Source organism: Sulfitobacter sp. 1A13496, assembly GCF_043557225.1.
In the GTDB taxonomy this organism is placed as follows: domain Bacteria; phylum Pseudomonadota; class Alphaproteobacteria; order Rhodobacterales; family Rhodobacteraceae; genus Sulfitobacter; species Sulfitobacter faviae.
In genome coordinates, this window is record NZ_JBIFFP010000006.1 from 121862 (window position 1) to 147352 (window position 25491).

Consider the following 25491-nt stretch of genomic DNA (forward strand, 5'->3'; position numbering starts at 1 on the left):
CCCCCCTGCGCATCACGCGTGTTCAGGGGGGCCCGCATCCTCGGGGGCTTGCGGCAGCCAAACGGTAAAGGCCGCGCCCCCTTCCGCCCGATTGCGGACCGTGATGATCCCGCCGGCCCGCTGGATCAGCGTCTGAGAGATCGACAGGCCCAAGCCCGTCCCCTCCCCCGGTTTGGTGGTAAAGAAGGGATCGAAAAGCGAGCCGAGCAACGCCTCAGGCACCCCCGGCCCGCTGTCATGCACCGACAACGCCACACCGGCCACGCCGTCGCGATCCTCAGGGCTGAGGGACAATGCCAACCGCCCTGCCCCCTGCATCGCCTGCACCGCATTGACCACAAGGTTCACCACGACCTGCTGAATCTCACCGGAGTCCGCGCGCACTGGCGGCACCTCGTCCAGATCGCAATGCACCTCGATCCCGCCCCGGCTGATGAGGTGATCGACCAGTACGAGACAGTCCTGCACCAAGGGCCGAAACGCAATATTATGTTCACAATCAGAAAACTCGGATGGCGCGGCGAACTTGAGCAATTTGCCGACGATGACCTCGATCCGTGACAGCTGCCGGTCGATCAAGCCGAGTTCCGTGGCCACCGGTTCTGCATCCGGGCCAAGCGTCTCCCGGATGACATCGACATTCCCCATGATGACCGCGACGGGGTTGTTGATTTCATGCGCGACCCCCGCGGTGATTTCACCGATGGAGGCGAGTTTTTCGCTCATCACCAATTGGCGAAAGGTCTGCTCCAGCTTCTCGTTCGCCTCGCGCAGTTCGGCAGTGCGCTGATCGACCCGCTGGTTCAACGCGTCATTCCAGCTGCGCAACTGCCGGTCGCGCTCCTGCACCTGCTCCAGCAGCCAATCGAGATGATGTGCCACGGCGCCGATCTCATCCCGTGCGGGGACCGCGCCGATCCGCGCCGAGAGTTCCCCCTTGCCGACGCGGTGCATGACTTTTGTCATCCGTTCAAGCGGTGAGAAGATACCGCGCGCCAGCCAAAGGAACACCGGCGCCGACAGCGCAAGCACGGCAAAGAAAGCAGCCAGCATCCACCAGAACGCCTCCCGCTTCGCCTGCGCGAAAGGTGCTTCGAGGAAGCCGACGTAAAGCATCCCCACCCGCTCGCCGAAACTATCCGTGATCGGCTGGTAGCCAGAGATGTACCAATCGTTCACAACGAAGGCCCGGTCGAGCCAAGTGCGCCCATCAATCAACACGGCCTCCCGCACTTCTGCCGAGACCCGGGTGCCGAGGGCGCGCACATCTTCGAAAAGACGCACATTGGTCGAGATGCGCAGGTCATCTAGGAAAAGCGTCGCCGTGCCCTGCCTGTCCCCACCGGTCACCGCATTGAGATAGACGAGGTCATTGATCGTATCGATAAAGTCGAGGTTGCGGTTCAACAGCATCCCGCCCACCAAGACCCCCTGCGTGCCGTCCAAATCAACCGGGCTTGCTGCGTGAACCACCATGCCGCGGTCTTCGGTCTTTCGGTCCGTCGGCACGGCGGCGGGGGTTTCGATCACCGGGACTTGGGCGCGGAGCGCGAGGGGGTCGTTCAACCTTGTCAGCCGCGCGCTGCTGAATACGTCGATCTCCGCGCCGCTCTGGCCCCGCGCGGCGCGGGCGATTACCGGCCAATCCTCTCCGTCTTCGATGGCGGCCTCAATGGGGAGAAACTGTAGAAAGTCCAAACCCAGCCGGTCCTGTATCTCGGTAAAGAAAGCCGCCTGCTCTGCCGTCGGGCTATCAAGCTGCCGGGAGAATTCGACGGACCCCGCGACGGCGTCCAACTCATTCCCCGTCTGCGCCAACAACCGGGCGAGATACTGGTTGGCGATCCTTAATTCGCTTTCAACATTCGCGATGAGGACTTCGTCATAATCCGCCGTCCAGCGTGACATGCCCAGAACCAACAGAAGCGGGATCAGCACAATGAGCGGTGTGAGCGCGAGGATAAGCAGGCGGAGGCGGACAGAGGTCATGGGTTTTCCCGAAGAACTTCACCTAAGTTAGCCGTTGAGCCAAGGAGGGTGAAGCATATGGAGGGATTTTGCCCGATAGAAGGCCCGATTTCTTAAATTGCCAGGTGCAAGTCAACCTAAGTGACTGTAAAACCTATGGTTTTCAAATTGTCAGCTGACAACTTCGCCGGTTTGCCAAGGCTGAGACCATCGGACCAAGGGAAAAGGCACCATTTCGGGCCATCTGCGTCAAACGCCTCAGATAAGCTCCGGGGCTACGGATTGTCGCGGCTTTCTCAAGCAAGCAAAGCACCGTTACCGCAGCGCTCTCCGCGCCCATGTCTCGTTTTGCCTCATTTAACACAGGCGGGTCAATCCCCAGCATCGGCGCAATCCGGTCTCCGACCCGCACAAGGTCTCCCCAGTTACGCATCGCACCCGGGAAAAAGCTCCGAGCCTCTGCGCAGGCGTCCACGACATCTGCGAATGATACGCTTTGTTCTTTCTCAGAATTATCAGGTTCGGATTTGTCAGCCGTACGATAGGCCACACCACCGTGGCCGCGCTCTTCAGAGTCAAAATAGGATTTATCTGAATCCTGTACGTGCCGCTCATTTTCACCGTCGTTGGCGCTCATTTGACCGGTAAGCAGGGCAGGGGAGACGGGTGCTGTTTCGCCCAGAGGTTCTTCTCCACGGGCATTTTCAAGTGCCACTCGGAGCGCCGTCTCAAGCTGAGACAACGCCATTTCATCTGGTTTGCGCCGCAGAACCCGGCCCGCCTCATCAGCCAATCCCTCGCCGCAACCCTCCCTGATCAGCGCATGTCGGAGGACCAGAACGCGGTCCCTCAGCGCCTGCAAGCGCTCCTGCTCTGCCTCGGCGGCCTGAGCAGTGCTTTCGATCATCCCCGCCTGAACGACAAGAGGGGCAAGATCAAACCCAAAGGCCAGCGCAATTGCACCGCCTTGGTTTCGTGCAAAACGCTTTCGGTTGGGGCTATCATGTCGCGCAATCAGGCCCACGCGGACCAACTGCGCCAGATGCCGCCTCAGAGTGCTCTCCGGCATACCGTGAAGCCGTTCGGAGAGCCGGGCGTTTGAGGCAAATACAATGCCCGCCGCACCATCAGGAATATGCCGGTTTGGTAGGAAACTCAGCAAAGCCTTCAATACGGTGAGAGTGCGGTGCGACAGATCGAAAGCCTCTGCCGCGGTTGTCAGCCGGTCGAGCAAAGCCCATTTGTCCGGCCCCTCGCATTTCACTTGGGTAGCCGATTTCGGCCGCCCGAACGCAGTTCGGAACGTGTTTTTCATCTAAAATCACGAAAGACAACAAATTACCGGCCCTATCCCATCGGGTAGAGTTGACATCGATAAATCTTTGGGGCTATCTCGAAGGTGCAAAGTTTGAGAAGGGCCTTCCGGGATTTATCCTGGGGGGCTTTTCTTTTGTGGTCTTGGATGTGCCTCCTGTTGCTACTTCCTCAATGTCTCACGCGCGGGTCTTCTGCCAGCGGTCGTGAATCTCCTGCAAAAGCTCTTCTGCATGTGCATCGAGCCATTTATCAAAACCCTCTGCCGCGCGGGCGGGCACGGTGACCGTGACACCACGCTTGCCGCTGCGAATGTCCGCCAGCGCCTTGCCCTCCCGACTCCGCAGCGTGCGGGGCTTGGCCGATGGGGCAGGGGAGGTGGCAGACTTTTCAGGGGTCGTCGAAGCCTCGGCGAAAATCGCCTCAAACCGCTCATCCGAGGTGAACCCGTCCCAATCGGGCCGCGCCATTCGTTTTACTGCCCGTTCTTTCGCGCCCGGTTGTTCAAACAATTTGACCAGTGCCATCCAGCGATCACGCCCGATGGATGGCGCCGACCCGATCTGACGCAGAAAGGGCAGATCGAACGCATGGCCGACCTTGAGCATCCGGCTGACCATTGGCAGGTCGATCGAAAGCGCATCCGCAATTGTCTGCCGGTCATGCCCCCCCGCATCGAGCTGAGCCGCAAAACTGGCTTTTTCGATGAAAGAGAGATCCTGACGGGCCGTGTTCTCTTGGCCCTGCGCCATTACCAAAGCGTGGTCATCCAATTGACGCACCATCGCTTTAACCGGCATCCCAAGCGCTTTCAGAGCCTGAAGTCGCCGCCGCCCGTAGACAATTTCGAACCGGCCCGGGGTTCCCGGATGCGGCCGAACCAGAACCGGGACCTGCTGGCCATAGGTCTTCAGACTATCATGAAGCTGTTTCTGAGCCTGCGTATCAGTCCCTAGCCGGTCTTCGACGCCGGCCATATCAATCAGGCTGCCGTCCAATTCTTGAACTGCATTCTCTTGCATCCGGTTCAACGACGACTGAAGCGCCCCAACAGCGCCGCGGGGCATAAGGCTAGGCTTGTTCCGGCTCTTATTCGGCTCTACCGCGGGCGTTTTAGGCGGCTCCGTCTTTGGAGATTTCGCTGGCGCAGATGATAGAATACCTTTACGTGCCATTACCGCCCCCATGCTTTCTGGATCATGCTTTCGATCTCATCATTCACAAGATTGAGTGAATCCACCGCGCGGTCATAGGTCGTCCGATGAAACTGCGACCGGTCGACCTCATAGATGGTCTGATGGGTCAGCCCCGCGTCAGAAATCGCAGTGGATTTCAGCATCGGGGCCACCATGACTTCCTCGTCAAAGAGTTGCCGCAAGAAGGATAGAACCTGCTGCTGCGGCCCGTCATTCGGCTCGTAACGATTGATGAGGAAGCGCAGGAAGTCGAACTCCATGCTCGCCCCTGCATTAGAGACGACATCAAGCAGATCGGCGCTCATCTGTAGAAATTGCGACATGGATGCGACGTCGAGCATGTTCGGGACCACTGTGATCAACACACCCGTCGAGGCGCAGAGCGCCGACATGGTTAGATAGCCCAATTGCGGCGGACAATCGAAGATAACCACGTCGTAATTCTGCTCTACATCCTGCAAGGAGGTCGCCAAACGCGCGAAAAATGGAGGCTGCGTATTGTTAAGCAGTGCCTGAGGCGTTTCGTGCTCGAACTCCTGTAGCATCAATCCGCCGGGGGCAAGATCAATACCCGTAAAGAAGGTGTTTTGGATCACATCGGCCAAGGGGACGGGATCACCATAGCGGATCGCATCGTAAATGGTGCCGGAGTTCAGGAAATCATACTCAGGCCGATAGCCAAACAGCGTTGTTAGAGACGCTTGCGGGTCGATATCGACACAGAGCACGCGGTAGCCTTTAAGGGCCAGCCGCTGTGCCGCATGGATCGCGCTCGTGGTTTTGCCGCTACCGCCTTTGAAGTTCAAAAAGGACAATACTTGCAGTTTGTCCCCTTCACGACGGCCGCGTTGATAGGCGCCGCGGGATTTAGCGGTGGATTCCAAAGTCCGTCGGATCGACAGTAGATCGTCCGCACTGTAGTGCCGCCGCCCGCCCGGGCTGGTCTGGACATCGACGATCTTATTGTCGAAATGGAGTTTGCGAAGGAAGCTCGTGGAAATGCCAAGCAATTCAGCCGCTTCCCCGGCGGAGAACCGGCGCAACTCCTTGCGCGCGTCGGGCGCAAAGACCTTCAGCATGTGGTTTTCCAACGCCTCGGAAAGCGTTTCCGCATTACGGCGGATCCGTGTATTGATGTGTACCGTGTCCGTCACATCTGCCCTCGCTCTCAGTAACGCTATTATTCGGTAGCGCTTTTGTTTCCGTTACTTAATGCGATTGGAGCGAAGCTTGCAATAGATTCTTGCGGAAGGAGTGGGCAAGGCGGCATTAATTATCTGGGCCAAACGCAAAGATAGAATGTCCCATTCGACCGAAGTGACTGTAAATAAACAATAAAACTATTCTTGCGGCAACAGGCCCTCGCCAACCACGAGTTAACCCCACGGGCGAGTTCGCTTGCCCTTGTTAGAGCCACATCCTTCCTTTTGCGGGAATCACAGGCGGGTCAAGTTGACCTTCTGTCCTTCTGAGCGAGGTAAAATCAAAGCCAGCCTGTCTTCCTAGGTATTTTCACGCCCACAGGCTCTGGCGTCCGAAGGATAGTCCTGACACTCTGCGCGTGCGATGGGGCCGCGGGCTCCTATTCGGGGGAGGCCTCCGCGAGATGGTCGATATTTGGAGCGGTATCACGCAGGCCTTTTGGCTTGTCCTTACCTTCGATGCCGAGCTGGTGGAGATCGCCGGCCGGTCCCTTCGTGTCACCCTTTCCGCTTTGGCTGTCGCCTGCCTGATCGCGCTGCCCCTCGCCGCTTTGGTCGCCGTCAAACGGTTCCGCGCGAGGCGGTTGGTCATTGCGATATTGAACGCGCTCATGGGGCTGCCGCCGGTCGTGGTGGGGCTGATCGTCTATGTGGTTCTCTCCCGCTCCGGACCGCTTGGGGTGTTTGGGCTGCTCTTCACGCCGACGGCGATGATCATCGCGCAGGTGATCATTATCGTGCCGCTGATCGCTTCCATCGCGCATCAGTCGATCCGTGAGCTTTGGCAGGAATATCATGACCTTCTGATTTCGATGAATGTCACGCAGGGCCAGAAGATACGGACCCTGCTCTGGGACTCTCGCCGTGCGTTGCTGACTGCGGCACTTGCGGGGTTTGGCCGCGCGATTGGCGAGGTCGGAGCGATTATGATCGTCGGGGGCAATATCGACCATGCGACGCGGGTGCTGACCACGGCCATCGCCCTTGAAACCGGCAAGGGGGAGTTCGCCTTGGCGCTCGCCCTCGGGTTTGTGCTGATTGGGCTGGCGGTGGCGGTGAACCTCGCCATCCATTGGCTGGGCCGGACAGAGCGGGAGGGCCGGTGGTGACGCAGCTTTTCCCGATGCAAGCCAAAGCGATTGAAAGCCGCAGGCGGGGGCAGCGGCTGGTGGGGCCGATCGATCTGGCGCTGGACGGTCAGGGCGCTACGGTTGTGATGGGGCCGAACGGCGCGGGGAAGACCACGCTGTTGCAATTGCTGCACGGCACCGCACGGCTCTCGGTCGGAGAGATCGAGTGGGCTTGCTCGACCGAGGAGGCGCGGCATCACCAAGCATTTGTCTTTCAGCGCCCTGTTATGCTGCGTCGGACGGTACTTGAGAACCTCATCTACCCCTTGCGTCTGCGCGGCGTGTCAAAGGCCCACGCGCGAAAAGAAGCCGAGGAATGGGCCAACCGCGTCGGGTTAGAGCCACTTTTGGGCCGCGCGGCCCCGGTGCTCTCGGGCGGTGAGCAGCAAAAGTTGGCCCTTGCCCGTGCGCTGATCTGCAAGCCTAAATTGCTGTTTCTGGATGAGCCCTGTGCCGCATTGGACGGGCGCGCGACGCGAGAAATCGAGGCGATTTTGCAATCGGCGAAATCGACCGGCACGCGGCTGATCCTATCGACACATGACCTCGGCCAAGCACGCCGTTTGGCCGATGACGTTTTGTTTCTGCTGGGGGGCCGTCTGCATGAGGCCGGTCCCGCAAATGTGTTTTTCAACCGACCTGAGACCGCAGAGGCTCAGGCATTTCTAAGAGGAGATATCGTAGAATGAAACATTGGATGATCGGCGCAATTTCCGCTCTGGCGATGAGCAGTGCCGCGCAGGCCGCGGATGTGATGAAGATGGCGGTGACCACCTCGTTCAATAACTCGGGCCTTGCGGACGTGCTCTTGCCCGAGATCGCGGCGGACCTTGATCTGGATGTGCAACTGCTGGTCGTCGGTACCGGCCAAGCGATCAAACTAGGCGAGGCAGGCGACGTGGATGCGATCCTCGTCCATTCGCGCAAGGCGGAAGAAGCCTTTGTCGAAGGTGGCTTTGGCAGCCACCGGACCGAGATCATGTATAACGATTTCGTCTTCATCGGGCCGAAAGACGATCCGGCGGGCATCGAAGGGTCAGAGGCGGCCACGGCTGCCTTGAGCGCGATCGCCGAGGCGGAATCTGCCTTCGTAAGCCGGGGCGACGACAGCGGCACCCATAAAAAGGAACTGTCCCTTTGGGCCGAAGCGGGCCTTGACCCGGCGACATTCGGGGATTGGTACAACGCCGTTGGCGCGGGCATGGGCGCCGCGCTCAACACCGCGTCGGGGATGCCCGCCTATGTCATGTCGGACCGCGCGAGCTGGCTGAACTTCGGAAACAAAGGCGATCTGGCGCTGCTCTACGCGGGCGATCCGGTTCTGTTTAACCAATATGCCTATCTGCCGGTGAATCCCGAAATGCATGGGCATGTGAAAAACGATCTGGCCTTCAAGCTGGAGGATTGGCTGACATCAGACCGCGCGAAAACCTTGATCAATGACTACAAGATCAACGGTGAGACGCTCTTTGTCTTCAACGCGGCAGAGGCTGAATAGCCTTTGTTAGAGACCATCCGCGCCAGCCGGGGCGCGGGTGGTTTATTCGGGCAGGTCGCCGTGGATCGCGAATTGCTCAAGCCCCGCATCCTGCGGCTGGATCATGCGGAAGCTTTCGCGCACGCCCGCCTCGGTCAACTCGCGCGCCACGGTGAGCAGGCAATTGGGCGCGTGATCGGCGCAGAGGTCGACCATCTGCGCCAGTTCCTCTTTCGCCACGGGGCGCGCGGCATCGACCGAGGGCGCGCCGTAGTATGTCACGAAATGCTGCGCCAGCAGAGCCGTGAGCGCCTCGACCTCGGCCTCTTCGATTTGGGTGACGGCGACGAAGGTGACGCGGCCGAAGGTCTCCAGCCCCAGCCAGCCGTTGGCGAAAGCTTGGCGTGCCTTGCCGGTGAGATCACCCTCGGTCCAGTCCGAGAACTCGAACCCGCCCGAGATGCACCATTCGCCGGTGCGGGCGGGGGAGGCGAAGACATTGCGGTCGCTTTCGTCGAAATGGATCGCGCGGGCGAGTTTGAGGGTCATGGGGCGGGCTCCAATAAGCTGGTGAGCGGGATGAGGCGGGTGGTCTCACCGTCCCGCAGTAACATGCCGAAATCCTCGTCGACACCGATGAATGTACCGCTTTGGCCCTGCACGGTCACATGCGTATCGAGGTCGAAGACCAACCCGCGCCATTCATTATGCAGCGCCTTCGGGCCGAGGTCTTCCCAGCGGTTGATCCAATGCAAGCTGTGCCGCGCCCAGGATTCCACGAGGGCAGGGGGCTGGACCTCGGCGCAGCCTTCGGCATAGAGCGCGGTTTGATCAGGGGTGAGGCCGGTCCGGGCCATCTCGGGATCGTCTTCAGGGTAGAGCGGCTGGGTGAAGCCCACGACGAGCCAGTCGGGCACCGCCTGAGCGTCACTCGTGGATGCTACCATGCGAAAACGGCCACAGGAAGCGCCGTTGAGGCGAATGCCGCCGTCCCAGTCGAGCTGCACCGCCACCTCAGGCGGCGACAGCGCGCCGAGTGCATTTTGGAAGCCCACCCCGCAGAGCGGCAACATCGCCACGGCGCGCGCCAGCGGCACCTCGGGGGCGAAGACCAGCGCGGCCTCGATCTCCGTCTCGCCCAGCCGATAGCAAATCAGCCCCGCGTCGCAGCCCTCGGCCGCGCGGGTGCAGGCGGCGACGACGGCATCGCCGGCCACCGCCTCGCCCGACATCAGCGGCGGAAAGGACAGCGGTTCGCTCATGCCGCGCCGGCGTCCACGAGTTTCTTGGCGATGGCGTGGAAGGCCGCGGCCTGCTTGCTGTCGGGCTGGCTCACGGTGATCGGCGCGCCGCCGTCAGAGGCCAGGCGGATCTGCAGGTCGAGCGGCACTTCGGCGAGCAGCGGCACGCCCCATTTTTCGGCTTCGGAGGCGACACCGCCGTGGCCAAAGACATGTTCCTCGTGGCCGCAATTGGAGCAGACATGGGTCGACATGTTCTCGATCATGCCAATGATCGGCACCTTGAGCTGGTTGAACATGTCGATGCCCTTGCGTGCGTCGATCAGAGCCACATCCTGCGGGGTAGAGACGATCACCGCGCCGTCGACTTGCGCCTTTTGCGCCAGCGTCATCTGCACGTCACCGGTGCCCGGCGGCAGGTCCACGATCAGCACGTCGAGGGCGCCCCATTGCACCTGCGTCATCATCTGCTGCAGCGCGCCCATCAGCATCGGCCCGCGCCAGACCACGGCCTGATCCTCGTTGGTCATCAGACCGATCGACATCATGGTGACGCCGTGGTTGCGCATCGGCAGGATGGTCTTGCCGTCGGGCGAGGCGGGCCTGCCCGAAACGCCGAGCATCCGCGGCTGGCTGGGGCCGTAAACATCGGCATCCAAGAGACCCACGCGGCGGCCTTGCGCGGCCAGCGCACAGGCGAGGTTCGCCGATACGGTGGATTTGCCGACACCGCCCTTGCCCGAGGCCACGGCGATGATCCGGTCGACACCGGGGATCTTCTGCGGGCCCGTGGGCTCTGCCTTGCGTTGCGGCTTGAGGTCGGGCGGCGGGGCTTTTTCGCTGTGGCCGGTCAGCACGATGGAGACCTTCGAGACCCCCTCGACCTGCGCCAGTGCCGCTTCGGCTTGCGCCTTGGCTTCCTCGTAGGCCTTGGCCTGCGCGGGCGGGATTTCCATCACGAAACGCACCGCGCCGGTGTTGTCCACGTTGAGCGCGCGCATCACGCCGCTGGCCACTATATCGGTGCCCGTGGCCGGATCGGTCACGGTTTTCAAGGCGGTCAGGACCGCGTCTCTGCTGGCAGCCACGTCGCTTATGCCTCGCCCTTGTCCGCGCCGGCAATGGTGCCGTCGATGGTCTGTTCGAGACCCAGTTCGGGGATCGAGATCACGGCCTTGACCGGGAAAGTCTTACCAGCGGTGTCATGCTCGCGCATGGCCTTTTCGATGGCCTGTTGCGAGGTCACGCCGACCTGCTTGAGAAACTTGCGCATCGACATGTTAAAGTCTTCGCTCATGGGTGGCTCCTGTGCTTGAGGGCGGCCTAGTGGTCGCGCCGTTTGGAGAGGTAATCGTCGGTGGTGCGGAGGCGGGGCCGCTCGGCGCCCGTCATCGGGTTATTGGTGCTGTGATACTGCGCATTGATGCGGCAGTCATCGCACATCTGGATCATCCGCAGCTTGGCCTCGTCGGCGAACATGGAATGGCTGCGCAGCTTGTCGGTGATCCGCTCGACGGTGGATTTCACGCCGAAGAGGCTGCCGCATTCCACGCAGGCAAAGGGTTCTTCCTCGTTCAGCACGCGCTGGCTCAGGGCCGCCTCGGTCAGGTCGAGCCGCGGCGCGAGGGTGATGGCATCCTCGGGGCAGACATTGGCGCAGAGGCCGCATTGCAGGCAGGCGTCTTCCTGAAAGCGCAGTTGCGGCAGGTCCGGGTTGTCGCCCAAGGCCCCCGAGGGGCAGAGCGACACGCAGGAGAGGCAGAGCGTGCAGGCGTTCTTGTCCACGAGCACGGCACCGTAGGGGGCACCGGCGGGCAGGTCGAGCACCTCCGCCTCGGGGTTGAGTGCGCGCGCGGATTGGCGGGCGATCTGGCGGCGGCTGCCCATGGGGCGCACGGGCTGGGCGACCGGGGCAGGGGCCGCGCCATCGTAGAGAATGTCGGTCAGCGCCTCGGGGTCGGGGGTGTCGATGAGCGACATCCGCGCTTCCCCCGCAATGGCGCGGGCCAGCGCGGTCTGGGTCTCGATGGCATCCCGGTCGGCCTTGGGGCCGAGGAGGAGCGAGACATGGGCGAAACCGGCGGCAAGGGCGGCGAGCGCCTCGGCATGGCCGAAGGCGGCGAGCGCGTCGAGTTCCATCGGGACGACGTCGGCGGGCAGCCCGCGCCCGTGCCGCGCGGCGAGGCGGATCATCTCGGCGCCGTGGGCGTCGTGGACCAAAAGGCGCGGCGCGTCGCCGCCCGCTTCAAGATAGGCGCGCGCCAACGTCTGCACCCGGCGCATCGTGAAATCTACGGGCGGCGCGTCATAGCTGATCGCGCCCGAGGGGCAGGCCGAGGAACAGGCGCCGCAGCCCGCGCAGATCATCGGATCGACGGTGACGTGATCGCCGTCGGGGGTGATCGCACCGGTGGGGCAGAGGTCGAGGCAGGCGGTGCAGCCGGTCTGACCGGCGCGGGAATGGGCGCAGAGCAGCGGCTCGGTACGCACGTAGAGCGGCTGCTCGAAGGTGCCGGTGAGATGCGAGGCGGCGAGCACGGCGGCGGCCACGGCGGGCGGGTGGCCCGGATCGGCGCGCAGGTAGCCTTCGCGTTTCTCATGGGCGGGGAACAGCGGCGTCTCGCCGCGCAGGTCGAGGATTATGTCGCACTGGCTGCGCGCGCCGTCGCGCGGCGCGGTCCAGCTTAGCGGGCCACGGCCGCGCGGATCGACCTGCCGCAGCGCGTCGATCACCACCTCGAACTGGCCGAGCGCACCCTTGGCGCGGCGGAGCTTGCCGGAAATGAGATCGAAATCGCGAACCTCGGGCAGGTTGTCCTCGGCCTCGGTCACCGCGTCGTCCATCAACAGCGTGACGCTGAGGTGGTCCTTGAGTTGCGCCGCCGCTTCCAGAGCCGCCGGGCCACGCCCGACGATCAGGCAAAGCCCTTCCGAGGCGACGTCGATGGTTTTCTCAGCCGGAACGTCCAACAGCGCTTCCGTCGCGAGGGCGGACATTTTGGGTAGTTTGTCCCGGGGGTCATCGGACCATCCGGCCCGGTCGCGCAGGTCCAAGAGGGGGGCAGGGGGCAGGCCCAATTCCTCGGCCAATTCGGTAAAGACCCGCTCTTCTTGGGTGCAGCATAAAATCGCATCGCCCGCGGTGAGCGCCTTGGCCGCGCGGTCGATCTGGGTGGTGCAAAGGGCCGAACAGGGGGGGGAGACCGCCAAACCGCTACGCTCGGCCAATGCATCGGAATCAATACGCTGCGACTCTGCGCAATCGCATGTTATCAATGTCTTGGCCATGAATTTTCCCTTATCTCGCCCGTCAATCCGCGGCCTCTCCGGCGGCGGCTGAGGCCCCAAGCTAGACGGGATTTGCCACCCCCTACAACCGAAATTCGCCCCGCGATCGCGTCGCGACAGGGGCGATCGGCGGGGCGGCGCGGCTCCTTGCGGCTCGGGTGATTCGATATCAGCGATTTGCCTGTTTTCCGATCAAAATACTCAAGTTAGACAAATAGGCCGAGGCTCCATTGATGGGCAGAACCGGCGGGCCATCTTGTCTCGAAAGCCGGGTTTTTCGGGCCTCGGCGCGGATTAGCGCTTCCCCCGGACCGGGCTTTCCGGCGAAGGTCTTCGAAACGGAGGAGCGACTTGATTCACAACCCGACAATGTATCGGACGATGCCCTTGGGCATTGTACTGCGGCGCGCGCCGGGTGTGACCCGTTGGGCCAAGTGGAGCTGGAAAGCGACCGCCGTGCTGCCCGGTGCGGAAAAGGCGGATTGGCGTGAACTGCGCCGCGAGGGTGAGACTGTCGAATACCACGCCGCGACCCTCAAGCTGGAGCTCCACGGCGCCGAGACCGAAGCCTATGTGCACGGGCTGGGCGCGGATGTGCCATGTGTCTATGTCGTGATGCGCCCCATTCCCGGCGCGATAGACCGACCCTTCAAGCTCGCCCTTGTGACCGCATCGCCCTATGAGGCGCAGGACTATTGCGACAGCGCCGAAGAGGTCGTGGAAAAGGTCGCGATGACGCCGGGGTTGATCGCATGGGTGCAGGAATTCGTCGAAGAGTTCCATCAAGAAGAAGCCTTCGTCAAACGCCGCCGGGATCGTCTGCGCACCGATCGCAAGCAAGACGGTATCGGCGACCCGCGCATCGAAAAGCCCGCCGACATCTACGCCTCGCCCGCGTTGAAACGAAAGCGTCTGGCATGAGCGGTTTCTGGCAAAAGCGCCGCGCCGCCGTCGCCGCCGAGGCGGAGGCCGAAGCGCGCCTTCACGAAGCCCGCGCCGCCGCCGCCGAAGAGGCCGCGCTGGCTGAGCGTAGCGATGATGATCTGCTGGCCGAGTTCGACCTGCCCGCGCCCGAGGATCTGGTAAGCGGCGAACAGCTGCGCGCCTTTCTCAAGGCGCAACTGCCGCAACGGCTCAAGACCCGTGCGCTGCGCAGTTTTTGGAAAACCAACCCGGTGCTCGCCTGCCTTGACGGGTTGAACGACTATGACGACGATTACACAGCGGCGGCCACCGCTGGAAAGCCGGTCAACACGATCTACAAAGTGGGCCGGGGCATGGTCGCGAAGGTCGAAGAGGTGCTGACCGCCGAGGCTGACGCGCCGGAAGAGATGGCCGAGGCAGAAGCGCCCGCGCTGGCACCGACCCATGATGTCGTCGTGCCGGGCCCGCGGCGCACCGAAACGGCTCTGGCTCAAGACGCGCCTTACGAGGCGCAGACGGTGACCCCCGAAGAAGACGCCGAGGCGCAGCCTGCGCCGACCCACCGCCGCATGCGGTTTCACTTCGCCAGCGATCTGGCACAGGACATGGAAGGTAGCAGCGCATGACCCAATTGGCCGCGACGCCCCTGCCCGAAGAAGACCGCCTGCGCGCGGACCTCTACAACTTCATGGGGCTTATCCTTTCCGGCCCGCCGGATCAGATCCTGCTGGATCAATGTGCCGCCCTGTCGGGCGACGACAGCGAATTGGGGCAGGGGTTTAAAGCGCTCTCCAAACTGGCCGCCAAGACCAAACCCGCGGGGGCCGAGAGCGAGTTCAACCGGCTCTTCATCGGTCTGGGCCGGGGCGAACTGTTGCCCTATGCCAGCTTCTACCTCACCGGCTTTCTCAACGAAAAGCCGCTGGCCGCACTGCGCCAAGACATGGTCGCACGCGGGTTGGAGCGGGCGGCGAATGTGTTCGAGCCGGAAGACAACATCGCCTCATTGATGGAGATGATGGGCGCGATGATCGCAGGCCGTTTCTCGGCCCCCGCGACGGTGGCGCAGCAAAAGACATTCTTTAACCGGCATATCGCGCCTTGGGCCGGGCATTTCTTTGCCGACCTCGAAGGCGCGAAAAACTCGGTCTTCTACGCCCCGGTGGGCAAGATCGGCCGGGCCTTCATGCAGATTGAGGCCGAAGCCTTCCGGCTGAGCAAAGACGACTAGACCAAGCGGGATGAGACAGGCGGGGCCGCGCGCCCCTGAACAAGAGACGTAACAGGAGAGAGAAGATGACACGCAAGCCAGAGGGATCCACCGACACAGCCGTTCGCAAGGATCGGCGCGACTTCCTGAAATTCGCGGGCAGCGCCGCGCCTTTGGCCGCCGTCGCCGTGGCCACCACAGGGACCGAGGCCGAAGCGGCCAAGGCGCCCGACCTGTCGTCGGACCGTATCCAAGACACCGAACACACGCGGGCCTATTACGCCGCTGCGCGGTTCTGACCAGATAACCGGGGCGCGGCCCCGAAAATTGGCAGGGCGACAACGCCCGCCGTTCAATAGCCACCTCAGGCGGGTCCAGCCCGCGCATAGGGAGTGAAGATATGTTGAGGAAAAAGACCAATGGGGTCGCGCGGTCTGCGCAGCGGACAGGCATCATGTCCGATGTGGCGCGCAGCGGTATTGACCGGCGCGCGTTCCTGCGCGGCTCGGGACTTGCCATCGGTGGACTTGCCGCAATCGCGGGCACCGCGGGCAGCGTGCAACAGGCCAGCGCCGCCACCGCCGCTGTCAGCGGCAAGATGGAAGTCAAGAAATCCGTCTGCACCCATTGCTCGGTCGGTTGCACAGTCATCGCCGAAGTGTCGGACGGTGTTTGGCTGGGTCAGGAACCCGGTTGGGACAGCCCCTTCAACCTCGGTGCGCATTGCGCCAAGGGCGCCTCGGTCCGTGAGCACGCCCATGGCGAGCGCCGCCTGAAGTACCCGATGAAGAAGGTCGGTGGCGAATGGCAGCGGATCTCTTGGGATCAGGCGATCAACGAGATCGGCGACAAGATGCTGTCGATCCGTGACACCTCCGGCCCGGATTCGGTTTACTGGCTGGGCTCGGCGAAACACTCCAACGAACAGGCCTATCTGTTCCGCAAGTTCGCGGCCTACTGGGGCACCAACAACGTCGACCACCAGGCGCGGATTTGCCACTCCACCACCGTGGCGGGCGTGGCGAACACATGGGGCTACGGCGCCATGACCAACAGCTACAACGACATCCACAAGTCGCGTGCGATCTTCATTATCGGCGGCAACCCTGCCGAGGCGCACCCGGTCTCGCTTCAGCACGTGCTGAAGGCGAAGGAAGAGAACAACGCGCCGCTCATCGTCTGCGATCCGCGTTTCACCCGCACCGCGGCCCATGCCGACGAATATGTGCGCATGCGTCCCGGTTCGGACGTGGCGCTGGTCTGGGGCATCCTCTACCACATCTTCGAGAACGGCTGGGAGGATGAGGAATTCATCCGCACCCGCGTCTGGGGCATGGATGAGATCCGCAAGGAAGTCGCCAACTGGACGCCTGACGAGGTCGAGCGCGTTACCGGCGTGCCCGGCTCCCAGCTTGAGCGCGTCGCGCGCACGCTGGCCAACCACCGTCCCGGCACCGTGATCTGGTGCATGGGTGGCACACAGCACACCAATGGCAACAACAACACCCGCGCCTACTGCATTCTGCAGCTGGCCCTTGGCAACATGGGCACCGCGGGTGGCGGCACCAACATCTTCCGCGGCCACGACAACGTGCAGGGCGCGACCGACCTCGGCGTTCTGGCCGATACACTGCCGGGCTACTACGGTCTGTCCGATGGCTCTTGGGCGCATTGGGCGCGTGTTTGGGGAGAGGATCTGGAATGGATCCAGAGCCGTTTCGCCGCTTGGACCGATGGCGCAGGCGAAGAGCAGCGCATGATCAACCTCACCGGCATCCCGGTGTCGCGTTGGATCGACGGCGTGCTTGAAGATCGCGAGAACCTCGAACAGCCCGACAACACCAAAGCGATGGTACTCTGGGGCCACGCGCCGAACTCCCAAACCCGTCAGGGCGAGATGAAAACGGCGATGGAGAAACTCGACCTTTTGGTCGTGGTCGACCCATACCCCACCGTTTCCGCCGTTCTGCATGACCGCACCGAAGACACCTATCTTCTGCCGGCCTGTACGCAGTTTGAAACCTCCGGCTCGGTCACCGCATCCAACCGCTCGCTCCAGTGGCGCGAAAAGGTCGTGGAGCCACTGTTCGAAAGCCTGCCCGACCACACGATCCTCTATAAGTTCGCCAAGAAGTTCGGCTTTGAAGAACGCATGTTCCGCAACATCGAGGTGAATGGTGAAGAGCCGCTCATCGAAGACCTGACGCGCGAGTTCAACAAGGGCATGTGGACCATCGGCTACACCGGGCAGTCGCCCGAGCGGATGAAGATGCACATGCAGAACCAGCATACTTTCGACAAAACTACCCTGCGCGCCGTCGGCGGCCCGGCAGATGGCGATTACTACGGCATGCCGTGGCCCTGCTGGGGCACGCCCGAGATGAAGCACCCGGGCACGGCGAACCTCTATGACATGTCGCTGCCAGTTGCAGATGGCGGTCTGACCTTCCGCGCCCGTTTCGGCGTGGAACGTGATGGTGAGAACCTTCTGGCTGAGGGCGTCTATTCCAAAGGGTCCGAGATCAAGGACGGCTATCCCGAATTCACCATGCAGATGCTGATTGACTTGGGTTGGGACAGTGATCTGACAGCGGATGAGCGTCGCATCATCGAAGCCGTCGCCGGTTACGAAGCGCCGCAAAACGCCGATGACGGGCAGGCGGAAGTCGGTGAAACTTCGCAACAGGGTGAGATTGATTCCGATTACGTGGCCCAAGTCGGCGGCATCAACTGGAAGACCGACCTGTCGGGCGGCATCCAGCGGGTGGCGATCGCACATGGCTGCGCCCCCTTCGGCAACGCCAAGGCCCGCTGCGTGGTCTGGACCTTCCCCGATCCAGTGCCGAAACACCGCGAGCCGCTTTATTCCAACCGGCGTGATCTGGTGGCGGATTATCCGACCTATGACGACAAGACCTTCTGGCGGGTGCCGACGCTCTATGCATCGATCCAAAAGAACGACTTCTCGCAGGAATTCCCGATCATCCTCACCTCTGGCCGTCTGGTTGAATATGAGGGCGGCGGGGATGAGACCCGGTCGAACCCATGGCTGGCCGAGCTGCAACAGAACATGTTCATCGAGATCAATACCCGTGACGCCAACAACCTCGGTGTGCGCGACGGGTCCGATGTCTGGGTCGAAGGGCCCGAGGGCGGCAAGATCAAGGTGATGGCGATGGTGACCGAACGGGTGGGCGAGGGCGTGGCCTTCATGCCCTTCCACTTCGGCGGGCACATGGGCGGCGTCAGCCTGCGGGACAAATACCCCGATGGGGCCGACCCGATCGTGCTGGGCGAAAGCACCAACACCGTGCAGACCTACGGCTACGATTCAGTCACACAAATGCAGGAGACCAAAGCGACTCTCTGCAAGATCATGCCAGCGTAAGGAGACAAGAGAATGGCAAGAGCAAAGTTTCTCTGCGATGCCGAGCGCTGCATCGAATGCAACGCCTGCGTCACGGCTTGTAAGAACGAACACGAGGTGCCTTGGGGCATCAATCGCCGCCGCGTGGTGACCATTCAGGACGGCCAGCCGGGCGAACGCTCGATCTCGGTCGCCTGTATGCACTGCTCAGACGCGCCCTGCATGGCGGTCTGCCCAGTGGATTGTTTCTACCAGACCGACGACGGCATCGTGCTGCACTCCAAAGACCTCTGCATTGGCTGCGGCTACTGCTTCTACGCCTGCCCCTTCGGCGCGCCGCAGTACCCGCAGGCCGGCAACTTCGGCAGCCGCGGCAAGATGGACAAATGCACCTTCTGCGCTGGCGGCCCCGAGGAAAACCACAGCCAAGCCGAGTTCCAGAAGTACGGTCGCAACCGGATCGCGGAAGGCAAGCTGCCGATCTGCGCTGAAATGTGCTCGACCAAGGCGCTGCTGGCCGGTGACGGGGACATGGTCTCCGACATCTACCGCGAGCGCGTGGTCGCACGCGGCTTCGGCTCCGGCGCTTGGGGCTGGGGCACGGCTTACGAGCAAAAGGGCCAGTAACGGCTTTCGGGGGCGGCCTGCTCGGGCCGTCCCTTTTCTCCATATCTGTCTAGCCGGGGGATTTCCCATGCTGCGCCACCTGATGGCTTTTTTCATTCTCGCCTTGGCCGCGCTGCCGGTCAGCGTCACGGCGCAGGACGTGCGCCTGCCTGAGAACGCGACCCCTTCGGCCATCGACCGCGCCAGCACCGGCGGCGCGCAGAACTTGGCCGATATCGAACGGCGTCAGAACGGCGCAGAGATCGACGATGGGTTCCGGCGTAACAATCTGGGCGGTGATGCGGCCACGGTGCCAAGCCTTGGCCCGCTCGGCGGACGCTCCGACCCCGACCTCTGGCGCGGCATCCGATATAACGAATTGCCCGTGCGCGTCAGCACGATGAACAAGACGGGCCGCGTCCTTGTCCAAGACAACGGGATGTGGTGGCAGCAATTCCGCGAAGGCCCACTGGCGACCTATGGCGCTTGGCTGCTTGCCGGGACGCTGGCCGTGCTGCTGCTCTTTTACCTTTTGCGGGGCCGGATCCGCATCGAAGGCGGCAAGGTCGGGCGCACCGTCACCCGCTTTAAAGCCATTGAGCGTTTCGCGCATTGGATGCTGGCGGGCTCGTTCATCCTGCTCGCGCTGACGGGCTTGGCCACGCTTTTTGGCCGCAAGGTCGTCATCCCTCTGCTGGGGCATGAGTTCAACTCGACCCTGTTGACCGGCTCCAAGTTCATCCACAACAACGTCTCATGGGCCTTCATGATTGCGCTCGTCATGGTCTTCGTCATGTGGATTTGGCACAATATCCCGAACAAGACCGATTGGGTCTGGATCAAACAGGGCGGCGGTTTCATCGGTGACAAACACCCGCCCGCCAAGAAGTTTAACTTCGGGCAAAAGATCGTCTTCTGGGCCGTGATCCTGCTGGGCTTCTCGGTCTCGCTTTCGGGGCTGTCGCTACTCTTTCCCTTCGAAATTCAGCTTTTCGGGCATACGTTCAACATCATCAATGACATCGGCATGGCCGAGGCCGCGGGCTTTGGTCCGCTTCAGGGCGATCTGACGCCGCATGCCGAAATGCAATATGCCCAGCTGTGGCACGCGATCATCGGCTTTCTGATGATGGCGGTGATCTTGGGCCATATTTACATCGGGACGCTCGGCATGGAAGGCGCCTTTGACGCCATGGGCAATGGCGAGGTCGATGAGCGTTGGGCCGAACAGCACCACTCGCTCTGGCTCGATGAGGTCAAACAAGACAAACGGACCCCCGCAGAATGACGGGCGGCGGCGTTCAAATCAAAGGAGACGCGCGATGAAAGCCATGTTGGCAGGGTTTCTGGGCGTCGCGGTGATCGGCGTCGTGGCCTATTTCGGGCTGCATGAGATAGGCTTTTCCTCCGCCGAGGTCTATTCAGGTGAAAACGTCCGGCTCGACTGACACCAAAGAGGCATATCATGGCGGCAGGCGATGAATACGGCGGCACGCTCGAAGGCGCGTCGATCCTTGTGATCGACGATGAACCGGGGATGCGCCATTTCCTCACCAAGATATTGGAGCCGCGCGTCAAACGCGTGGCCCAAGCGGCCTCTCCTGCGGAGGCCACCAAACTTTTGGACGAGGCGCATTTCGATGTGGTCGTCTTGGACAATGTGATGCCCGGTAAGACCGGTCTGGAATGGGTCGTCGAACAACGCCGCAAGGGGTTCTACGCCGACACGGTCCTGATCACCGCCTATGCCGATCTTGAAACCGCCATTGCCGCACTCCGGGCGGGCGTGAGTGATTTCGTGCTGAAACCCTTCCGGGCGAACCAAATCCTCGGCGCGGTGTCGCGCACCTTGGATCGCAAGAACCTGCGCCGCGACAATACCCTGCTCCGGCGCGAATTGCAGGGTGGCACGGCGGTGCAGATGCTCGGCAAGTCCGAGGCGCTGTCGAAGGTGCGCGGCATGCTCAACCGTCTTGCCCCGGTGCCGACGCCGGTGCTCTTCACCGGTCCCAGCGGCACGGGCAAGGAGTTGGCCGCGCGGCAGTTGCACCAAATGTCCGACCGCGCCGATAATCCCTTCGTCGCGGTGAACTGCGCCGCCATCACGCCGGACCGGATCGTCCCCGAACTCTTTGGCGCGGTGGAGGGGAACGAAACCCTGCAACCGGGGCTGTTCCTCTTGGCCGACGGCGGCACGTTGTTTCTGGACGAAGTGGCGCAGATGCCGGAGCAGCTACAGGCGGCGCTTTTGCGGGTGTTGGAAGACCAGCGCATCCGGCCCGACGGGGCAGAGCGGGAGATTCCGTTGAACCTGCGGTTCCTGTTCGCCACCAACGCCGACCTGCCCAAGGCGGTGGAAGAGGGGCGTTTCCGCGCCGACCTCTATCACCGCATGAATGTGGTCGAGGTCGCGATGCCGCCGCTCAAGGACCGGTCTGAGGATATCGTCGAACTGGCGGCGATGTTCATGCAGCAGTTTTCGACCGCGCTCGGCATGCCCGCGCTGCGTTTGGATGCGGAGACTTTGCTGAAACTGCGCCGTTACGACTGGCCCGGAAATGTGCGCGAATTGCGCAACCTGATCGAACGCTCGGTGATCCTCGGCAGCCTGCCCGAAGCCTTTGCGGGCCATGGCGCGGTCGATGGGCCACGGGCGATTGAAGATCTCGAACTGGTCACGCAGCGCCATATGCTGCACATCCTTGATCTGTCGAACGGCAACCGGGCCGAGGCCGCGCGCCGCTTGGGCGTGTCGCGCAAAACCGTCGACCGCAAGCTCGCCGCTTGGGCCGCCGAAGGGTTGGATATCGAGGCGTTTTGACGGATAAAGCTATGCGAAACGCGCATATCTGTTCCGCATGTGGGGAATCTGCATCGGATTCGCGGAATACCATTCTATCACGGGCGCTGTTGTAGGGAGGATATCCTTGCCGGGGCCGCTCCTCTAAACCCGTTATTCCATCTGAACCGATCCTGCCCGTCAAACGTTCCTGTTTCAGCGACAGTGTTGAAGCGGGGGGCGCCCGGTGACATCTGAAGCGCAAGCGTTAGAGGAGTAAATTCAATGCTGAAACAGATCGTTACCGTCACCGCGCTCGCCGCGGTCACCGGCACCGCAGCCTTTGCCCAAGACAATGACACGCTCCGCGTCGGCATGTCGGGCGGCTATTTCCCCTTCACCTTCGTGAAGCAGGACGTGCTTCAGGGTTTTGAAGTCGATGTCATGAACGCCGTTGGCGAAGAGGCGGGTTTCGAGGTCGAGTTCGAGACCATGGCCTTCTCCGGCCTGATCGGCGCGTTGGACGCGGGCCGCATTGACACGATCGCCAACCAGATCACCATCACGCCTGAGCGTCAGGAAAAGTTCGCCTTTACCGCGCCTTATGTTTTTGACGGTGCGCAGGTCGTGACCAAAGAGGGCAACGAAGAGATCGGCGGCGTCGAAGACCTGCGCGGCAAAACCGTTGCGGTGAACCTCGGGTCGAACTTCGAGCAGCTTTTGAACGAGCTCGCCTTCGCGGATGAGATCGAGATCAAGACCTATGAGTCCAACATCGCCCAAGATACCGCGCTTGGCCGGGTCGATGCCTTTGTGATGGACCGGGTTTCTTCGGCGCAGCTCATTCAGGAAAGCCCCCTGCCGCTGCAACTGGCGGGCAAGCCCTTCTCCGAGATCCGCAATGCCCTGCCGTTCCAAGACAATGACGAAGGCCGCGCGCTGCGTGACCGTGTCAACACTGCGCTGGAATCCCTGCGCGAAGACGGTACACTGGCCGAAATCTCGGACAAGTGGTTCGGCACAGACATCACCAAAGCGGAGTAACCCATGCGGGCGCTAGACCTTGACTACATGCTGGGGCTGGTGCCCGTCATATTGGGCTACGTACCGCTGACCTTGTTCATGGCGGTGGCGGGGATGGTGTTTGCACTCATCCTTGCCTCGCTTTTGGCGGTCGAACGGGTTGTGAAAGTGCCCGTGCTCGACTGGTTCGTGATCGTTTTCATCAGCTTCTTTCGCGGCACGCCGCTGCTGGTGCAACTGTTTCTCTTCTACTTCGGTCTGCCGCAGGTGCTGTCGTTCCTGACCAATATCAGCGGTGTGACTGCCGCCATCATGGGGCTGACCCTGCATTTCGCCGCCTATATGGCCGAAAGCATCCGCGCCGCGATCATGGGGGTGGACCGCAGCCAATGGGAAGCGGCCCAGTCCATCGGCATGACCCAAGGTCAGATGATGTGGCGGATCATCCTGCCACAAGCCGCCCGGATCGCCGCGCCGACGTTGGTGAATTATTTCATCGACATGATCAAAGGCACCTCGCTCGCATTTACCCTCGGCGTGACCGAGATGATGGGCGCCGCACAGAAAGAAGCCGCCGGAAGTTTCCTTTATTTCGAGGCCTATCTCGTTGTCGCCATGATCTATTGGGTCATCGTCGAAGCGCTGAGCCAAGTGCAAAAGCGGCTTGAAACCTATCTGAATAAGGCGTTCGTGCGATGATCGATATCACTGGCCTGACCAAGGATTTCGGCGGCGCGCCGGTTCTGAACGGCATTGATTTGCAGATTGCCGAGGGCGAGCGGGTGGTCGTGATCGGCCCCTCCGGCACCGGCAAGTCGACCCTGCTGCGCTGTCTCAATTTCCTCGACGTGCCGCAAGAGGGGGTCATTCGCATCGGCGATGTGACCGTCGATGCCGCAAAGGCACGCAAGGCGGATATTCTGGCGCTGCGGCGTCGGACGGCGATGGTGTTCCAGAACTACGCGCTTTTCGCCAATAAGACGGCGAAAGAGAACATCATGGAAGCGCTCGTCACGGTGCAGAAACGGCCCAAGGCCGAAGCCGAAGAACGCGCGCTTTCGGTTCTGGCTGAGACCGGCTTGGCCGATAAGGCTGACAGTTTCCCGGCGGCGTTGTCCGGCGGGCAGCAACAGCGCGTTGGCATCGGTCGCGCCATGGCGCTCGGGGCGGAACTGATGTTGTTCGACGAGCCGACCTCGGCGCTCGACCCGGAATGGGTGGGGGAGGTGCTCGACCTGATGCGCGCGGTGGCAGAGCGCAAGCAGACCATGCTGATCGTGACCCATGAGATGCAGTTCGCCCGCGAGATCGCGGATCGGGTGATCTTTATGGACGGCGGGAAGATTGTTGAGAGCGGTGCGCCGTCGGAGATTTTTGGCGCGCCGAAGGATGCGCGTTTGCAGAAGTTCTTGAAACGGGTTGAGGGGTAGGGTGATTTTGCCACCGGGGCCCGGGACAAGCCGCAGGCGCCGGGCCATCGCCTGCCCGCCCGGACGGGTAGGCGATTTGGTGAGGCTGGGTGCAACCTCGCGAAGGCACATCATGGTTGAACCATGAAGTGGTACGAAGCGACGTTTGATCGCCAACCCGCGGGTAGGCGATGGCCCTCGTGAATGCAAAAAAGGCCCACCAATGGCGGGCCTTTCCATCAAAGCTAAACGCTCAAATCACTCCGCGCAGGCGCGGATCTTCTCGATGTCCGGACCATTCGGCGTGCGGCCAAGGTTGAACGGAGCCGACGCGTCACGCCATTTCGCGTAGTCGTTCAGATACTCCAACTGGCTCAGGTAGACTTTTGCGGAATCGGGGTTCTCGCAGGCGGTCTCTTCGATGGTCTCGTTCGCCATCTCCTGAACCTTGGTCAGCGTCTCGTCATCATAGCGGTTGATTTCGATGCCCGCGTCGAGGAACTGCTGGTAAGCTTCGGTCGCGCGCTTCTCGGTGAAAGACAGCGACCAAACGAGGTTGGCCTGCGCCGCAATCTCAAGCGCTTCGCGGGTCTCATCCGACAGGGCGTCCCATGCGCCTTTGTTGATCATCACACCGAAGATCGAGGCGGACTGGTGCCAGCCCGGTGTCGCCCAATATTTGGTGACCTGCTGGAAACCGCCCGAGAAGTCGACGTTCGGGGTCGAGAATTCCGCGCCATCGATCACGCCGCGCTCAAGCGACTGATAGATTTCACCACCAGCCATCGAGACCTGCGACCCGCCCAGTTTCTCCAACAGACGGCCCTGCTCCAGACCCGACAGACGCAAACGCTTGCCCTTGAGGTCCTCCAGCGTGACGATCTGCTCGTTGGTGCGGAAGCCGGATTCGTTGTTGGTCACGCCGTAGGGCAGATAGACCATGCCGAACTTGCCGTAGATCTCGTTATAAAGCTCTTTGCCGCCCCATTGTTCGATCCAGTTGACGTAGTCGACCGCGTTGAACAGGCTCGCCGTGGTCGCCAGCGGCGAGAAGGCAGAGTTGCGGCCCGCCCAGTAACCGGGCCAGTCGGCGCCAGCCTGCACGGTGTTGGATTCAACCGCGCCAAACACTTCGCCCGCGGGCACGAGGGAGCCACCTTCGAAAAATTCGATTGTCAGGTCGTCGCCGGTCAGCTTGTTGGCCAGATCGACGAAATGCTTGTCGATCTCGATCAGTTCCAGCGAAGTGGGCCATGTGGTGGTCATGGTCCAGCTGTCTTGGGCCGCGGCCTGCGTGGCGACGCCCGCGCAGAGTGCCAGGCCGGCAAGGGTTGATTTCAATTTCATAATCTCTCTC

Annotated in this window: 25 protein-coding genes; 15 read left to right on the plus strand and 10 right to left on the minus strand. The window is 62.0% G+C overall.

All coding sequences use genetic code 11. The features are described from left to right. Positions 1–12: 12 nt before the first annotated feature. From ACGYLX_RS14170 to repA, 4 genes are all read right to left on the minus strand, one after another. Positions 13–1989 (minus strand): cache domain-containing protein, encoded by a 1977-nt coding sequence (locus ACGYLX_RS14170; protein WP_394450280.1) that lies wholly within the window; start codon positions 1987–1989, stop codon positions 13–15. A gap of 142 nt (positions 1990–2131) precedes the next feature. Beyond that, on the minus strand, positions 2132–3283 hold the full coding sequence (gene repC, locus ACGYLX_RS14175; RefSeq protein ID WP_394450281.1) for a plasmid replication protein RepC: 1152 nt from the start codon (positions 3281–3283) through the stop codon (positions 2132–2134). Positions 3284–3461: 178 nt separating this feature from the next. Next, entirely contained in the window at positions 3462–4457 is a 996-nt protein-coding gene (gene repB, locus ACGYLX_RS14180) for a plasmid partitioning protein RepB (RefSeq protein ID WP_394442331.1), read from the minus strand. Further along, complete coding sequence (repA, locus tag ACGYLX_RS14185) at positions 4457–5632, minus strand: plasmid partitioning protein RepA (RefSeq protein WP_394450283.1); 1176 nt, start codon at positions 5630–5632, stop codon at positions 4457–4459. Before repA ends, repB begins: the two co-directional genes overlap by 1 nt. Before the next feature lie 452 nt (positions 5633–6084). Here repA and ACGYLX_RS14190 point away from each other — a divergent pair, with 452 nt between their 5' ends. The 3 genes from ACGYLX_RS14190 to ACGYLX_RS14200 are packed head-to-tail and all read left to right on the plus strand — an operon-like array spanning position 6085 to position 8308. Then, positions 6085–6789, plus strand: a complete 705-nt coding sequence (locus ACGYLX_RS14190; protein ID WP_394442325.1) for an ABC transporter permease — start codon at positions 6085–6087, stop codon at positions 6787–6789. Then, the gene (locus ACGYLX_RS14195) at positions 6786–7499 is read left to right on the plus strand and encodes an ATP-binding cassette domain-containing protein (RefSeq protein WP_394442322.1); all 714 of its coding nucleotides are present in this window, start codon (positions 6786–6788) and stop codon (positions 7497–7499) included. The genes ACGYLX_RS14190 and ACGYLX_RS14195 overlap by 4 nt, the downstream gene beginning before the upstream one ends. After that, a complete protein-coding gene (locus tag ACGYLX_RS14200; RefSeq protein WP_394442319.1) occupies positions 7496–8308 on the plus strand; it encodes a substrate-binding domain-containing protein in 813 nt (270 codons plus the stop codon). The genes ACGYLX_RS14195 and ACGYLX_RS14200 overlap by 4 nt, the downstream gene beginning before the upstream one ends. A 42-nt stretch (positions 8309–8350) precedes the next feature. Here ACGYLX_RS14200 and ACGYLX_RS14205 read toward each other — a convergent pair whose 3' ends face one another. From ACGYLX_RS14205 to ACGYLX_RS14225, 5 genes are read right to left on the minus strand one after another with little or no spacing between them, the layout of a single operon-like run. Continuing rightward, on the minus strand, positions 8351–8836 hold the full coding sequence (locus tag ACGYLX_RS14205; protein WP_271690283.1) for a DUF6505 family protein: 486 nt from the start codon (positions 8834–8836) through the stop codon (positions 8351–8353). Then, positions 8833–9549: a DUF4444 domain-containing protein gene (locus ACGYLX_RS14210; protein ID WP_394450286.1), complete on the minus strand. Its 717-nt coding sequence runs from the start codon at positions 9547–9549 to the stop codon at positions 8833–8835. Before ACGYLX_RS14210 ends, ACGYLX_RS14205 begins: the two co-directional genes overlap by 4 nt. After that, positions 9546–10616 carry an iron-sulfur cluster carrier protein ApbC gene (gene apbC, locus ACGYLX_RS14215; RefSeq protein WP_394450288.1) on the minus strand — a complete coding sequence of 357 codons (1071 nt, stop codon included), beginning with the start codon at positions 10614–10616 and terminating at the stop codon, positions 9546–9548. The genes ACGYLX_RS14210 and apbC overlap by 4 nt, the downstream gene beginning before the upstream one ends. A gap of 5 nt (positions 10617–10621) precedes the next feature. Next, entirely contained in the window at positions 10622–10825 is a 204-nt protein-coding gene (locus tag ACGYLX_RS14220; RefSeq protein ID WP_394450290.1) for a DUF6494 family protein, read from the minus strand. 26 nt (positions 10826–10851) lie between these two features. Further along, complete coding sequence (locus tag ACGYLX_RS14225) at positions 10852–12816, minus strand: 4Fe-4S binding protein (protein WP_394442310.1); 1965 nt, start codon at positions 12814–12816, stop codon at positions 10852–10854. Positions 12817–13197: 381 nt separating this feature from the next. Between ACGYLX_RS14225 and ACGYLX_RS14230 the strand changes: the two genes are divergently transcribed. From ACGYLX_RS14230 to ACGYLX_RS14285, 12 genes are all read left to right on the plus strand, one after another. Beyond that, positions 13198–13737 (plus strand): DUF3305 domain-containing protein, encoded by a 540-nt coding sequence (locus ACGYLX_RS14230; RefSeq protein ID WP_394450403.1) that lies wholly within the window; start codon positions 13198–13200, stop codon positions 13735–13737. After that, positions 13734–14366, plus strand: a complete 633-nt coding sequence (locus ACGYLX_RS14235; protein WP_394442307.1) for a DUF3306 domain-containing protein — start codon at positions 13734–13736, stop codon at positions 14364–14366. The genes ACGYLX_RS14230 and ACGYLX_RS14235 overlap by 4 nt, the downstream gene beginning before the upstream one ends. Then, positions 14363–14971 carry a molecular chaperone gene (locus ACGYLX_RS14240; RefSeq protein ID WP_067266571.1) on the plus strand — a complete coding sequence of 203 codons (609 nt, stop codon included), beginning with the start codon at positions 14363–14365 and terminating at the stop codon, positions 14969–14971. Before ACGYLX_RS14235 ends, ACGYLX_RS14240 begins: the two co-directional genes overlap by 4 nt. Before the next feature lie 65 nt (positions 14972–15036). Beyond that, complete coding sequence (locus tag ACGYLX_RS14245) at positions 15037–15249, plus strand: twin-arginine translocation pathway signal protein (RefSeq protein ID WP_067266573.1); 213 nt, start codon at positions 15037–15039, stop codon at positions 15247–15249. A 101-nt stretch (positions 15250–15350) separates the two neighbouring features. Next, positions 15351–18338 (plus strand): formate dehydrogenase subunit alpha, encoded by a 2988-nt coding sequence (locus ACGYLX_RS14250; protein WP_394450293.1) that lies wholly within the window; start codon positions 15351–15353, stop codon positions 18336–18338. A 12-nt stretch (positions 18339–18350) separates the two neighbouring features. Next, the gene (gene fdh3B, locus ACGYLX_RS14255) at positions 18351–18944 is read left to right on the plus strand and encodes a formate dehydrogenase FDH3 subunit beta (protein WP_067266580.1); all 594 of its coding nucleotides are present in this window, start codon (positions 18351–18353) and stop codon (positions 18942–18944) included. A gap of 67 nt (positions 18945–19011) precedes the next feature. After that, positions 19012–20211 carry a formate dehydrogenase subunit gamma gene (locus tag ACGYLX_RS14260; protein WP_394442301.1) on the plus strand — a complete coding sequence of 400 codons (1200 nt, stop codon included), beginning with the start codon at positions 19012–19014 and terminating at the stop codon, positions 20209–20211. A gap of 34 nt (positions 20212–20245) precedes the next feature. Next, positions 20246–20371: a hypothetical protein gene (locus ACGYLX_RS14265; RefSeq protein ID WP_259950196.1), complete on the plus strand. Its 126-nt coding sequence runs from the start codon at positions 20246–20248 to the stop codon at positions 20369–20371. Between the two features lie 17 nt (positions 20372–20388). Further along, a complete protein-coding gene (locus tag ACGYLX_RS14270) occupies positions 20389–21744 on the plus strand; it encodes a sigma-54 dependent transcriptional regulator (RefSeq protein WP_209219224.1) in 1356 nt (451 codons plus the stop codon). A gap of 243 nt (positions 21745–21987) precedes the next feature. Further along, positions 21988–22746, plus strand: coding sequence for an amino acid ABC transporter substrate-binding protein (locus ACGYLX_RS14275; RefSeq protein ID WP_394442296.1), 759 nt, complete (start codon positions 21988–21990; stop codon positions 22744–22746). Positions 22747–22749: 3 nt separating this feature from the next. Then, positions 22750–23424, plus strand: coding sequence for an amino acid ABC transporter permease (locus tag ACGYLX_RS14280; protein WP_322329781.1), 675 nt, complete (start codon positions 22750–22752; stop codon positions 23422–23424). After that, complete coding sequence (locus ACGYLX_RS14285; RefSeq protein ID WP_394419364.1) at positions 23421–24155, plus strand: amino acid ABC transporter ATP-binding protein; 735 nt, start codon at positions 23421–23423, stop codon at positions 24153–24155. The genes ACGYLX_RS14280 and ACGYLX_RS14285 overlap by 4 nt, the downstream gene beginning before the upstream one ends. Before the next feature lie 237 nt (positions 24156–24392). Here the strand turns inward: ACGYLX_RS14285 and dctP are convergent, their stop codons facing one another. After that, a complete protein-coding gene (gene dctP, locus ACGYLX_RS14290; RefSeq protein ID WP_067266589.1) occupies positions 24393–25481 on the minus strand; it encodes a TRAP transporter substrate-binding protein DctP in 1089 nt (362 codons plus the stop codon). Between the last annotated feature and the right edge of the window lie 10 nt (positions 25482–25491).